Source organism: Nocardioides sp. NPDC057767 (assembly GCF_042798275.1).
Classification (GTDB): domain Bacteria; phylum Actinomycetota; class Actinomycetes; order Propionibacteriales; family Nocardioidaceae; genus Nocardioides.
Window position 1 is genome coordinate 57,700 of record NZ_JBHVKJ010000006.1, and the last position, 12,732, is coordinate 70,431.

General features: G+C 67.3%; 10 protein-coding genes. 3 read left to right on the forward strand and 7 right to left on the reverse strand.

What is annotated here, in order from left to right; genetic code table 11:
• Nucleotides 1-53: 53 nt before the first annotated feature.
• Together ACFVDI_RS05240 and ACFVDI_RS05245 are read right to left on the reverse strand one after the other, a co-directional pair.
• The gene (locus tag ACFVDI_RS05240; RefSeq protein WP_350716053.1) at nt 54-1,043 is read right to left on the reverse strand and encodes a LuxR C-terminal-related transcriptional regulator; all 990 of its coding nucleotides are present in this window, start codon (nt 1,041-1,043) and stop codon (nt 54-56) included.
• A 74-nt stretch (nt 1,044-1,117) separates the two neighbouring features.
• Nucleotides 1,118-2,053 (reverse strand): LuxR C-terminal-related transcriptional regulator, encoded by a 936-nt coding sequence (locus tag ACFVDI_RS05245; RefSeq protein WP_350716052.1) that lies wholly within the window; start codon nt 2,051-2,053, stop codon nt 1,118-1,120.
• Between the two features lie 377 nt (nt 2,054-2,430).
• Here ACFVDI_RS05245 and ACFVDI_RS05250 point away from each other — a divergent pair, with 377 nt between their 5' ends.
• The 3 genes from ACFVDI_RS05250 to ACFVDI_RS05260 all read left to right on the forward strand — a co-directional run bounded on the left by ACFVDI_RS05250 (nt 2,431) and on the right by ACFVDI_RS05260 (nt 6,507).
• Nucleotides 2,431-4,749, forward strand: coding sequence for a molybdopterin cofactor-binding domain-containing protein (locus ACFVDI_RS05250; RefSeq protein ID WP_008357851.1), 2,319 nt, complete (start codon nt 2,431-2,433; stop codon nt 4,747-4,749).
• Nucleotides 4,750-4,753: 4 nt separating this feature from the next.
• The gene (locus tag ACFVDI_RS05255; RefSeq protein ID WP_008357853.1) at nt 4,754-5,230 is read left to right on the forward strand and encodes a (2Fe-2S)-binding protein; all 477 of its coding nucleotides are present in this window, start codon (nt 4,754-4,756) and stop codon (nt 5,228-5,230) included.
• Nucleotides 5,231-5,454: 224 nt separating this feature from the next.
• A complete protein-coding gene (locus ACFVDI_RS05260) occupies nt 5,455-6,507 on the forward strand; it encodes an acyl-CoA dehydrogenase family protein (RefSeq protein ID WP_350716132.1) in 1,053 nt (350 codons plus the stop codon).
• A gap of 160 nt (nt 6,508-6,667) precedes the next feature.
• Here ACFVDI_RS05260 and ACFVDI_RS05265 read toward each other — a convergent pair whose 3' ends face one another.
• The 5 genes from ACFVDI_RS05265 to ACFVDI_RS05285 are packed head-to-tail and all read right to left on the reverse strand — an operon-like array spanning nt 6,668 to nt 12,732.
• Complete coding sequence (locus ACFVDI_RS05265) at nt 6,668-7,954, reverse strand: ABC transporter substrate-binding protein (protein WP_378901321.1); 1,287 nt, start codon at nt 7,952-7,954, stop codon at nt 6,668-6,670.
• Nucleotides 7,955-8,007: 53 nt separating this feature from the next.
• A complete protein-coding gene (locus ACFVDI_RS05270; RefSeq protein WP_378901324.1) occupies nt 8,008-9,099 on the reverse strand; it encodes a branched-chain amino acid ABC transporter permease in 1,092 nt (363 codons plus the stop codon).
• A 56-nt stretch (nt 9,100-9,155) separates the two neighbouring features.
• A complete protein-coding gene (locus ACFVDI_RS05275) occupies nt 9,156-10,073 on the reverse strand; it encodes a branched-chain amino acid ABC transporter permease (protein ID WP_040755028.1) in 918 nt (305 codons plus the stop codon).
• Nucleotides 10,070-11,920, reverse strand: a complete 1,851-nt coding sequence (locus ACFVDI_RS05280; protein ID WP_008357866.1) for a long-chain fatty acid--CoA ligase — start codon at nt 11,918-11,920, stop codon at nt 10,070-10,072. The genes ACFVDI_RS05275 and ACFVDI_RS05280 overlap by 4 nt, the downstream gene beginning before the upstream one ends.
• A complete protein-coding gene (locus ACFVDI_RS05285; protein WP_179658593.1) occupies nt 11,917-12,732 on the reverse strand; it encodes an ABC transporter ATP-binding protein in 816 nt (271 codons plus the stop codon). Before ACFVDI_RS05285 ends, ACFVDI_RS05280 begins: the two co-directional genes overlap by 4 nt.

The following is a 12,732-nucleotide window of genomic DNA, read 5'->3' on the forward strand; positions in this document are numbered from 1 at the left end:
AAACGTCAGCCTGCGGGAGGAAACCACCGCCCGATGGGGTGAGCCTGCGACCGTCAGTCGGGCGAACCGAGGTATCGCGCGATCGCCTGAGCGCGGTTCACGGCTCCGAGCTTGCGCAGGATGTGGCGGACATGAGACTTCACCGTGCTCGCCGAGACGACCAGCTCGCTCGCGATCATGGGGTTGGTCGCCCCCACGGCCATCAGCTCGAGCACCTCACGCTCCCGGCTGGTGAGGGGCTCCTCGGTGGCGTCCGCCAAGGTGCCGGCACCGCCCTCGTCCAGAACACCACCCAGGAGGGGCCCGCACAGCGGGCCTCCTTCGTCGATCCCGTCTGGGACCAGGTCCCCGCTCGGGGAGCTCAGCATCCGCTGTGTCGACGCCAGGGCGTCGTGCAGACGCGTCCGCTGCGCGCGATACTCCTCGGCGAGAACGAGCCGCTCGTAGACGAGACCGAACCCCTGAGCAAAGGTCCAGAGCACGTCTCGGTCGACGCCGTCGCAGCGTCTCGAGACGGGCCCATGGTCCGCATGGAAGAGCCCCACGACCTCCCCGCGCACCACGACAGGCGCGACGACGTACGAGCCGGAACGGCCAGCGTCGATGATCATGGGCCGATACACAGGGGATCTGGCCGTGTCCTCGACGAGTACGGGCCGGTGGCCGCGCACCACGCGGGTCTCGACCAGCATCTCGTTGAGCTCGATCGGCCTGTCGATCCATGCCCCCAGCCACTCCGGCTCGGAGCGTCCCGTGACGAAGTGACCGGTCAGAGGTCGCCAGGTCGCGTGCTCGACACGTGAGAGGACCGCGCGCCCGAAGGCGCAGCACTCGACGAGCTCGGCGCATGCGTCGTCGACCAGCTGGCGAGACGTCGGCATCGCGCTCAGTCGCCTCGCGGCGCTGCAGGCGTCCATGAGCCGCTGGGCGTGGACCGCGGCATCGTGCTTGTCGACGGCGCCCACGAACGCGTCGATCTCGCAGCCGAGGTCCCACTCGGTGGCATCGACAGCGCCTACCTCCTGATGGCCCGGCAGGTCCAAGATCCTGGCTCCCAGCGCATCCTCGCTGGAGCACCCTGAAGGTCGTGGCTCGGAGCGAGCCCGCTCGCCCAGTCTCATGAGGCGAGTCCCTGCTGCTCCAGCTGCTTGAACCTGAACACGGCCTCGGCGCGGTTCGCCGCCGGGAGCTTGTGCAGGATGTGCTTGACGTGCGACTTCACGGTGCTCTCCGAGAGCACCAGAGCCGAGGCGATCTGAGTGTTCGTGGCGCCGGTCGCGATCAACCGCAGGATGCCCCACTCGCGCGACGTCAGTCCGGAGGTGGTCGGCCCCACCGACTCCGTGGTGGCCCGCCGGCGGACCGGTGCCTTCGGCTCCGCCCGACGCAATGTCGGGCCGACTGTCGAGACCAGCTGCGAGGTGGCCGCGCTCAGGGCGGCCGCGGCCGCCTCGCTCTGCGCTCGGAGACGGTCTGCCGCGACGCAGCGCTCGTACTGCAGCCCGAAGATCCCGGCGAAGGTCGCGAGCAGGACACGGTCGATCTCCCCGAGGGGACGGCCGGTCGTGAAGCTGTCGGCGTGGAGGAATCCGGACACCCGATCCGAGATGATGATCGGGGCGACCACGTACGACCGCGAGCGGGAGAGCTCACCCATGACGCTCGAGGAGTGGGATCTCGGCCTGGGACGGTCGACGAGCAGCGTCTGCCGCCGCCTCAGCACCTCGGTCTCCACCAGCGACCCACTGAGCGGGATCGACAGCCCCACGAGGCTCTCGGCAAGCAAGGTGTTGACGGGATCGTCTTCGCCCTTCGTGATCGCCAGGGCATGGGGTGTCCAGACAGATCCGGTGACCCGGGAGAGCATCGCGCGGTCCAACCCGCCCGCCTCGCAGATCAGCCAGGGCGCCAGCTCGACAAGGCTCCCCAGCGACGCGACGGTCGCCATCGATGCGGCCTTCTCCACCACCGCGGACAACCGCGCCGAAGAACCAGCCGGATCCTCGAGCTCGGGCCACGTGACGCTGCCGCCGACAACCGTTTGTGTGGTCACTGCCAACCCACCCTTTTGTGTATCACGATTCACTATCTCAGCAATTGTTGCGACATCAGTCACATTCGTCAAGGTTAGTCGCACTCTCACGTAGGCGGGCAGAGCCTCGGCCATCTCATGTGGAGATGTGAACCCAGGATCACATCAAGCATCGACAACCGACCGGACCGCACTGGAGTTGTCGACGATTCCGTTGCCACCGGACCGAGGCGACTCCATCTCGGGTGGCTCGGTTTCGAACGTCAGCCCCTGGGAGGAAATAGGTGTCTGATGGGGTGAACCGGTCATCGCCACCCTCGCAACAGCGCTGAACCGCAGCTACGTTGTGGCCCAGATCACCTCTCATGATCGAAGGTTCCCGGAAGCAGAGGGCTGCGATGACACAGGACGAAACGACCTACGATGGGCCACGAACCAGCCGGCGTACGCTGCTCGGATATCTGGTGGCGGCTCCGACCCTGTCGGTGGCCGTGTCGCTCGGCCTGGAGCAGCGGGCGGCGGCCAAGGTGATCACCCCGCCGGGGGTCGCGGACATCATGGACCTCAGCGACGCCCAGCTCCTGGCGGTCGCGCCGACGGCCAACCTGATCTCACTCGACCTGCGCGAGGACGGCACGGTGCACTTCGCTCTGCCCAGGATGGAGGTCGGTCAGGGGATCACGACCTCGACGGCCATGATCATCGCCGACGAGCTCGACATCGGCCTGGACAAGATCGAGATCACCCTCGCCGATGCGCGCCCCGAGCTGCTGATGAACCAGCTGACCGGCGGCAGCAACACCACGATGACGACGTACCTCCCGATCCGCACAGCGGCCGCGATCGCCCGCAGGCGGCTGCTGGACGCGGCCTCGACCATGCTCGGCGGCGACGTGCCCCTCGCTGCGCTGAAGACCGTCGACGGGAAGGTGCTCGCGCCGAACGGGGTGGAGATCTCCTACGGCGAGCTGGCGGCCTCGGCCTCGGTGGACGAGACCGTCGAGGTCGAGGCACAACTCAAGGAGCCCGCCGAGTTCACCGTCATCGGCACACCGCGCAACCGGATCGACGCGCGCGCCGCAGTGACCGGACGCAAGCAGTTCACGATGGACATGGACGTGCCCGGGGCCCTGCCGACGATGCTGTGCCGGCCACCCACGCTCAACGGCAAAGTGGACTCGGTGCGCAACCGAGCGGCCGTGCTGGACATGCCGGGGGTCACCCACGTCGCGGAGATCCCTACCGGGGTGGCGGTGCGAGCCGAGACCTTCGGCCAGTGCATCGACGCCATCCGCGCCCTCGACGTCACCTGGGGTCCGGGCCCGGTCGACGGGCTCAGCGACGCCGACATCCTGGAACGGGTACGTCGCGCGGAGATCCCCCTGGCCGTCCCGAAGGTGCCGCTGCTGGCCAAGACCGTGGAGACGAACTCGACCTTCTGGTTCCGCTCGAACTCCGCGCTGGAGACCAACTGCGCGATCGCCGACGTACGCCCCGGTCGCGCCACGGTGTGGGGCGGCTTCAAGGCGCCGATCGTCGCGCAGGAGCGGATCGCCGAGATCCTCGGGCTGCCACCGACATCGGTGACGATCCATGTCGTGACCGGTGGCGGCTCGTTCGGGCGCAAGGTCTTCCCAGACGCTGCCGTGGAGGCCGCGCAGGCGAGCAAAGCGATGGGGGTGCCGGTGAAGCTGATGTGGCACCGCGCCGACGACTCGCGTCAGGGCCGGGTGCACCCCATGGCCACCACGCGGATCCGGGCGACCGTGCTGGCGGGGGAGGTGCTGACCTGGGAGCTTCGACACACTGGCGTCAAGAACGACTTCACCCACGGGTTCGGCGACGTCCTCACGGCGACCGCCCCGCGGCTGCCGGTCGCCGACCTCGGCTTCTCCGAGACCGTTTTCGCACTGACCCAGGCCTACCACTACGACTTCGGCGTCAGCACACAGCTGCTCAACGAGATCGATCTCGGCTTCACCACCGGCGCCATGCGCAACATCTACTCCCCCGACGTCGCCACGGCTCGTGAGCTCACCGTTGACAAGATCGCCGCGGCCGTCGGGAAGGATCCCTACCGATTCCGACAGGCCTTCGTCCGCGAGCAGCGTGCGAAGACGGTGCTCGACGCGGTCGCACAGCAGGGACACTGGGGCCGGGCGATGCCGGCGGGCACGGCCCAGGGCATCGCGATCAACAACGAGTACCACAGCTTCTCCGCCTGCCTCGTCGAGATCGACTGCCGTCCTGAGACAGTCAACCGAAAGGTACGTGAGGGGGTGACCGGCCCGCGCGTCACGAAGGTCGTGATTGGCGTGGATGCCGGTCTCGTGGTCAACCCCCGCGGTCTGGACGCCCAGATGATGAGCGGCGCCATGGACGGCATCGCCCAGACGCTCACGTCCAGCCTGCACCTGCGTGACGGCTACTTCCTCGAGGCCAGCTGGGACAACTACGCCTACACCCGCGAGTGGAACACGCCACCGACCGTCGAGGTCATCATCGTCCCGAACGACTCCGAGGACCCAGGCGGCGCCGGCGAGCTCGCCGTGGCCGCATCGATGGCGGCCACCGCGAACGCCTACGCGCGGGCGACCGGCAAGACGCCGACGGAGTTCCCTATCAACCACCACGACCCGTCGCACTTCGAGGTCAAGCCGACCATCCCGCCCGTGCCGCAGTCTCCGACTGACGGTCTGACCTACCTCCAGGAGTGAGCAGATGCCCACCCACACCTTCATCGTCAACGGCAAGCGAGTCAGTGTCGATGTCGCCGACAACGTACGCCTGCTCTGGGTGCTCCGTGACCTGCTGGGGGTCACCGGCCCGAAGTACGGCTGCGGCATCAACGTCTGCAAGGCCTGTACCTCCCACATCAACGGCAAGGCCTTCAACCCCTGCTCGGTGCAGGTCAAGGACATCGGCTCCGACGACGAGATCACGACCATCGAGGGCCTGCCCGAGACCGTCGGCGCCGACCTGCACCCCATGCAGGAGGCCTGGCTCGACGAGGACGTCGCCCAGTGCGGCTACTGCCAGCCGGGCCAGATCATGGCCGCCGTCGACCTGGTCCGTCGGGTCAAGGCCGAGGGCCGCGATATCACCGACGACGACCTCGACGGTCTGCGCAACATCTGCCGCTGCGGCACCTACCCTCGCTTGCGTGAGGCGATCAAGACGGGCGCCGCCAGGATGTGACCCGCGCGGCGACACGTCGGCATCAACCTCGCGCGAAGGACCTGCGCCGGTGTAGGAAGCGCCACCTTGTTCGGGCCGAGCCGCTCACAGCGGCACCCGCGCCGGCCCTTCCACACCGCTCATGCGGCCGGAAGCGATGGATCCGAGACGGGCTCGCTGGCAGCATCCTCTTGATCCAGACAACCTGGGTATGAGCGGGGTCGGCGTACGTCGTCTCGTCGGCGATAGCGAAAACGGCAGTGCACGCGATGACGATGTCGCCGGCTGTCGAGTGGGGGACGTACGGAATTCGGGTGAACGCGCTCGCACCGGGACCATCCCCACCAAACTACGCCTGGGAGATGGGGAGGACCAGCGACGCCGAGCGCGCCGCCATCGCGCTCGACGAGCTGAGGAGGATGCAGCTCGCGACCCGCTACCTCGACCTGAGACTTCGAACCGAGTCGGTGCACGCCCTGCACAAATCACTACGCCGGCTGCGCACGGCCAACACCGTTTACGAGCTCGTGGCCGACGTTCCGCACGAGGCCGCCAAGATGGACTTCGACCGCACGCTGTTCTCCTGGCTCGACAACCGGCGCTGGGTTCCGGCAGCCTTCCACATCAACAGCGGCCCGGAGGAGGCTCGCGCCGTCGGAGGCGGGCAGTCCCTACCACCCGATCGGAGACCTGCTCAAGGGCGAGACGGTGCGCAACGACGTCCGACGATCGTGCGCAACGCACTCGACCATCCGCGGGTCCATTCACGCATCCAGTCCGTCATGCACTCCCACGCCTATGTCGCCGCCCCGGTCCTGGCACCCACCGGCGTTGTCGCCTTCGTCAGCGCTGACCAGAGCACCGAGACCGACACCGTCGACGACTTCGGCCGGGACCTGGTGGCCGTGTTCAGCGCAGGCGTCGGCCTCGTTCTCGAACGAGTGATGATCGGTGAACCGGACCAGGGCTGGAACCATCTGATGCGCGGCCTGGGGGTCGAGCGCCTCATCATCGCGGTGTTCAGTATTGGAAACGGCCGACGAGCACTCCTCTACGACGTCGCCCAGGCTGTCGACGACGGTCACGAGGAAAGCCTCGCGAAGGAGTCGTCGATGGCCAAGATGCGGGCTACCGAGGACGCAAAGCGGGCCGCGCTCGAAGGCATGCAGCTCATGGGTGGCGCCGGCTACGCGCGCGAGTTCGGAATGGAGTACCAGGTCCGTCGTGCCCTGGCCCCGCCGATCTTCGGCGGCACGAACGAGATCCAGCGGGAGATCATCGCCAAGAGCCTGTTCTGATGAGATCGTCGACAGAATCGGCGGTTCCTGTGGGCATTCTGCTCGGGGTGCTGGAAGCCCTGCCTGCTGCACCGCTGCTCTCGAGGATCTGTCGGATCTGGTCGAGCCAGTCCCCAGTCCCCGAGAGCAGCGGTGTTCGGCAGCATGCTGGGCAAGTCGTTCAGTCGTCGAATGAGTACTCGGCCGCAGCGTCCGAGGTGTAGTCCTGTGCCTTGGGCGTGATGCCCATCGGAGACCCGTCGATGTCGACGGCGTAGATCGTGCTGGTACGCGGCGGCTCGCGTTCCTCCGGCGCGCCCCACCCGTAGTCACCGAACATGCCGTCGGCGGTGATCGTATCCAGGCTGTTCATCGCCTCGATGAGCCCATCACGGGAGAGGTCGCCACGTTCGACGGCTGCCTCGAGCACTTGGTGCGTCGCGCGGGCTTGGGTCCAGCCGACGGTGAGGTACCAGTCAGCCGGAGTGTCGGGGGAATACTTCTCCAGGGCCGCGATCATGTCGCCCATCCCCTTCGACGCCGGCTCGTCCCAAGAGCCGCCCTCGGCGAGGATCACGAGGTTCTTCTCCGCGTAGTCCTTCAGGTCGCCCTCGAAGAGTGGCTTCAGCCAGGTCGGGGACTGTCCCAGCCACTGCGGCTCGAAGCCCACCTGGGCCGCCTTGCCCAGCGCTCCTGCCGTGTCTGCAGGCGTCGCGGTGAGCAGAACGGCGTCGCAGCCGGCGCCCTTGAGCTGGTTGATGTGGGTCGTGTAGTCCGTCGTCCCGAGGGTGAACTGCACCTGCTTGCCGAGTGTGATCCCGTGCTGCTCGGCGACGAACGCCAAGCCGTCGCGGCCCGTGGCACCGTACGCGTCGTCCTGGGTCAGCGAACAGATCGTCGCGCCCTCTCCGCCGCCCTCGGTGAGGTACCAGTCCACGCCGTTCACGACCTGGATCTGGTACGGCCCTCCCCAGGGCAGCAGGTTCTGCTCCCGGACCCAGAAGGAGTCGAGGGACGCAGGCGAGGCAACGATGCCGTCCTGCGCAAGGTCCGGGAGGAGCGAGCTCACCACCTGCGTGCCCAGGAGCTGCACATACATGGACACCTTGTCCTTGGTTGCCTGGTACTCCTGGGCCGCGGTCGTCGACTCGTACTTGCTGTCGCGCACCAGCACCTCGACCGGGTACTTGCCGGCGATACCGCCCGTCTCGTTGATCATGTCGAAGTAGATCTGGTTGCCGACAGTGACCGGGTTGCCGATCACGGCGACGCGGCCACTGGTCGGGGTGAGTGCCCCGACCGTGATGGTGGTGCCGTCGAAGCCGGGCGCCTCTGCCGGTGCTCCCGCTGAGCCCTGGCCCCCTGAGCTTCCGCTCCCGGAGTCGGCCCGGCCACAGGCCGCGAGGGCCACCAGGCAGAGGGCAGTGATGGTGATCCCTGCCGTGTTACGGCGACGTGGATGTTGCATGGTGACGCTCCTCATGGGTTGTGTTGTGTCGGGACAGCGCTTGCGATGGGAAGTCAGTAGGAGAACGGCCAGCCCTGGAACCAGGTCCGGACCCTCGCCCACAACGCGGCGAGCCCCCGTGGCTCGAGCAGCAGGAAGACGATGATGAGGCCTCCGAAGAGGACCCCGTTGAGCTCGCCGGTGCTCATCCAGCCGCGCTCGACCGGAATGCCTAGGATCGGCATCGCGGCGCCCTCATTGGCGATGAGGCGCTGCCCGTAGACCACGAGCAGGGCCCCCAGGATCGACCCGTGGACGGTGCCGAGGCCGCCCAGGATGATGATCGCGACGAACGTGATCGACATGAACAATCCGTGGATCCCGGAGAGCTCCTGGTAGTCGATGGCGCCCAGCCCCAGCGCGTAGATGACACCTGCTGCAGCCGCCATGGCGCTGGCCACGGCGAAGGCGCCGATCTTGGTGCGGCCCGGCTCCACGCCGATGACCTCGGCCGCCAGATCACGATCTCGAACTGCCTGCATCGCGCGGCCGACCCGGCTGCGGGTCAAGTTGTGCGCCACCACCGCCGCCAGCGCCACGAGTGCCCACGTGAGCCAGAACATCGACTGCTCACGGGTGTACAGGGCGCTACCCAGGTCGAGACCGGCTCCGAAGTCGAGCGGGCCGATCGCCACCGCGGCGTCGCGGGTGGGCGCGGTTCCACGGACGGGCCGGGTCAGGCTCTCCCAGTTGCGCAGGACATGCTCCGACACGAAGACGAGGCCGATGGTCACTATCACGAGGTAGTTTCCGCGCAGTCGCAGCGCGAATGGCCCGATCACCGCGCCGGCGACGAGTCCGAGGACGATCGCCGTGGCGAAGTAGGCCAGGAACGGCCAGCCGCGTCCATCACCGAGGTACGAGGTGCAGTAGGCGCCAATGGCGACGAAGGCGGCGTGGCCCAGGCTCACCTGGCCGGTCAGTCCAATCAACAGATTGAGGCCGATGGCGCCGATCGCGAAGGCCCCACAAAGGATCAGGGTGCCCAGTGTCGCGTCGGAGATCAGGACCGGCAGAGCAAAGAACACGGCAACGAGTACGACCGAGAAGGCGATGCGCCAGGGGCCGCGAATCGTCCTCAGGTCCGCCGCATGACTGAGTGTCATGTTCCGGTACGGACGTCCCCGGCGCTTGGACGCGTGGGACAAGGTCATTGTCGACATCAGATTCGCCTCACTTCGGGCTCACCGAACAGCCCATACGGCCGCACGAGCAGGATGATGACCATCACGGCGAACGGCGCCACACGGTCGAAGCCGGACCCCAGCCAGGCGGCGTACTCCGGCTGGAGAAGTGCTGTCAGCTGCTGGATGAGTCCGATGAGCAGGCCGCCGACAACGGCGCCGACGGGTGATTCGAGCCCACCGACGATCATGGCGGGGAAGGCGACGAAGGCGACGGCACCGAGTGATGGGCCGACCGAGCCCGCACCCGATGAGAGCATGGCGCCCGCCAGGGTGCCCAGAGCGCCCGCGGTGGCCCAGGCAGCCAGATGGACCCGGCGTGCGTCGATGCCGGTGGCCAGGGCGGCCTCCTGGTCGTCGGCCGTGGCCCGCATTCCGAGGCCGAGGCTGGAGTATCGGAAGAACAGGAAGAAGGCACCGACTGCAGCGGACGTCACGCCGATGGTCCACAGGTCCGCGACGGCGAGATTGACCGATCCGAGGTCGACCGTCTTGGAGCCCCACGGATCCGGCAGGTCCCGGTCCTCTGGCCCCCAGATCGCGGAGGTGACGTTGTCGAAGACGTACAGCACCCCGATCGTCATCATGATGATCGAGAACGGCCTCTCCCCCAAGAGGCGTTGCAGCAGGGCGGTTTGGAGTGCCGTGCCGATGAGTGCGCCGGCCACCATCGCGAGCGGAAGTGCCAGGTAGAAGTTAACGCCCCACTCAGCGGCGAGCTGCCAGGTGATGAACCCGCCGAGAAGGACGAAGCTCGCGTGGGCGAAGTTCAGGACGCGCGTCGCCTTGAAGACGATGACGAATCCGAGCGCTACAAGTGCGTACTTTGCGCCGACGGCGATCCCCGAGAACAGTGTCTCGATGAGGGCCTCGGTGCCCACGCCCGTCGTACTCATGTGTAGAGCTCCTCGATCAGGGAGGCGTAAGTCGCCTCGATGGACCGCCGCTTGACCTTCTGTGTCGCGGTCACCTCGCCCTCCTCGGTGTCCAGCTCCCTGGGGAGCATGGCGAAGCGCTTGACCGTCTCGACCTGCGCGAACGACTGGTTGACCTCCTCGACCCAATGGCCGACGAGCTCCACGACCGCAGGGTTGGCCGAGAGATCCGTGTAGGTGGTGAACGGGATACCTCGCGACTGCGCCCACGCGCCGACGGTGTCCAGCTCGATGCCGATCAGTGCGGTGAGGTACTTGCGACGGTCGCCGATGACGATCGCCTCCCGCACGTGGGGCGAGACCTTGAGCTTGTTCTCGATCTCGGACGGGCTGATGTTCTTCCCGCCGGCGGTGATGATGATGTCTTTCATCCGGTCGACGATCCGGATCATCCCGTCGTCATCGACCACACCGACGTCGCCGGTGTGCAGCCATCCGTCAGCGTCGATCGCAGCCGAGGTGGCCTCCTGATCCTTGAAGTAGCCGAGGAACGTCGCGGGCCCGCGCGTGAGGATCTCGCCGGTGCCGGGGTCCAGCCGCAGCTCGGTCTCGGGAACGGCACGACCGACAGTGCCGAGCCGCACGTTGTCGACGGCGACGATCGAGCCTTGGGCGGTGTTCTCGGTCTGGCCGTAGCCCTCGACGACCGGGATGCCGATCGACCAGAAGTATTCGAGGACCTCGGGGGCGATCGGGGCCGCACCCGACACCGCGCTGCGACAACGGCTGAGGCCGAGCTTCTCCCGCAGTGGCCGATAGAGCATCAGCCAGCCGAATCCGTACAGCATGCGGTCCACAGGACCGAGCCGGCCGCGCGCCCACCGCCGCCGCGCTATGCCGCGACCGATGCTGAGCCACAAGCGGTAGTTGCTTCGCTTCAGCAAGCCGGCGTCGCCGATCTTGATCGTCGCGGAGGCCATCATCTTCTCCCAGACGCGCGGCACACCCAAGAAGAAGGTCGGCTGGACCTCACGCAGGTCCTGGTTGAAGGTGTCGGAGTCCTCGCCGAAGTTCACGACGTAATCGGAGGCCAGCGCGCACACGACCGAGACCAGCCGTTCGGCGACGTGACACAGGGGCAGGTAGGAGAGGACCTCGTCCCCCGGCGCCACGCCGAAGGACGACTCCCCGTTGCGGGAAGCGGCGACGAGGTTGGCGTGGCTGAGCATGGCGCCCTTCGGCGGGCCGGTCGTCCCCGACGTGTAGACGATGGTCGCCGGCAGCGCCGGGTCGAGTTCTGCCACCGCTGCCGCCAGGTCCGTCAGCAGGTCGTCGGATGACCTCCGACCCTCGGCCTCGAGGTCGTCGAACGACATCAGCATCGAGTCGGCGAGATCCACTCCCCGCGGATCGATGATGACGATGTTGCGCAGGCTCACCAGCCCGGAACGTACGGCGGCGGTCTTGTCGTACTGCTCCTCGTCCTCGGCGATCAGGACGACCGACTCGGAGTGCTCCAAGAGGTAGGCGACCTCGTCCGCAGCAGCCGTGGGATACAGGCCGACGGTAACGGCTCCGATGGCCTGGATACCCATGTCGGCGATGACCCACGCCGGTCGGTTGCCGGCATGGACCGCCACTCGGTCACCGGGCTGCACGCCGAGGCGGCGCAACCCCATCCCGATGGCGGCGGCCCGCTCGGCGTACTCTCCCCACGTGTAGCTGCGCCACACGCCCAAGTGCTTCTTGCGGAGGGCGACCTGGCGCGGGGAGCGGAGCGCTCGATAGAGCAGCGCAGCGGGCAGCGTCGAGATCGTGTCCGGTTCGACAGCGGCGGCTGGAGGTCGAACGTGGGCGGACAGGCTCATGCCGCACCTCCGAGGTATGCGGCGACCACGCCCGGGTGCGACGTGACGTCATTCGGGACACCCGTGGTGATCGGGGTGCCGAAGTCGAGCACCATCACGCGGTCGGCAAGATCCATGACGAGCCGCATGTCGTGCTCGACCAGGATCATCGCGACGCCCAGAAGCCGACGCAGCTCGACGATGTAGCGAGCCATGTCCTCCGACTCCTCGAGGTTCATGCCGGCCACCGGCTCGTCGAGGAGCAACACCTTCGGTTGCATCGCAAGGGCCCGGCCCAGCTCGATCCGCTTCTGGACGCCGTATGGAAGCGTTCCGACCGCTTGCCGACGGAACGGCGTGAGCGCAAGAAGCTCGATGATCTCCTCGACCACCATCCGGTGTGCGAGCTCCTCGCCGCGGGCCCGGCCGAACCAGAGCGCACCACTCAGGAAGCCTGTGCGCATGAGCGAGTGGCGACCCAGCAGAAGGTTCTCGACGACATCGAGGTCTGGGAACAGTCCCAGGTTCTGGAAGGTGCGCCCGATGCCGTGTCGTACCGTCTGGGCCGGACGCATGCCGACGAGCTCGCGTCCGTCGATCTTGATGCTGCCGGCCTCGGGCCGGTAGGCCGCGGAGAGACAGTTGAAGATCGAGGTCTTCCCGGCGCCGTTGGGGCCGATGATCGCGAACAACTCACCGCGATTCACATCGAAGCTGACATCGTTGAGGACGGTGACACCACCGAACTTCAGCCGCAGATTGGCGACCTCGAGCAGCGGGCGTCCCTCCGTCGAGGGCGGCGTCATGAGCGTTTCGAGTCTCGTGGTGGGCAT

Coding starts and splice junctions, on each gene's coding strand:
- ACFVDI_RS05250 (WP_008357851.1), top strand. CDS start 2,431: ATGACACAGGACGAAACGACCTACGATGGGCCACGAACCAGCCGGCGT.
- ACFVDI_RS05255 (WP_008357853.1), top strand. CDS start 4,754: ATGCCCACCCACACCTTCATCGTCAACGGCAAGCGAGTCAGTGTCGAT.
- ACFVDI_RS05265 (WP_378901321.1), bottom strand. CDS start 7,954: ATGCAACATCCACGTCGCCGTAACACGGCAGGGATCACCATCACTGCC.
- ACFVDI_RS05270 (WP_378901324.1), bottom strand. CDS start 9,099: ATGACACTCAGTCATGCGGCGGACCTGAGGACGATTCGCGGCCCCTGG.
- ACFVDI_RS05275 (WP_040755028.1), bottom strand. CDS start 10,073: ATGAGTACGACGGGCGTGGGCACCGAGGCCCTCATCGAGACACTGTTC.
- ACFVDI_RS05280 (WP_008357866.1), bottom strand. CDS start 11,920: ATGAGCCTGTCCGCCCACGTTCGACCTCCAGCCGCCGCTGTCGAACCG.
- ACFVDI_RS05285 (WP_179658593.1), bottom strand. CDS start 12,732: ATGCCCACCACGAGACTCGAAACGCTCATGACGCCGCCCTCGACGGAG.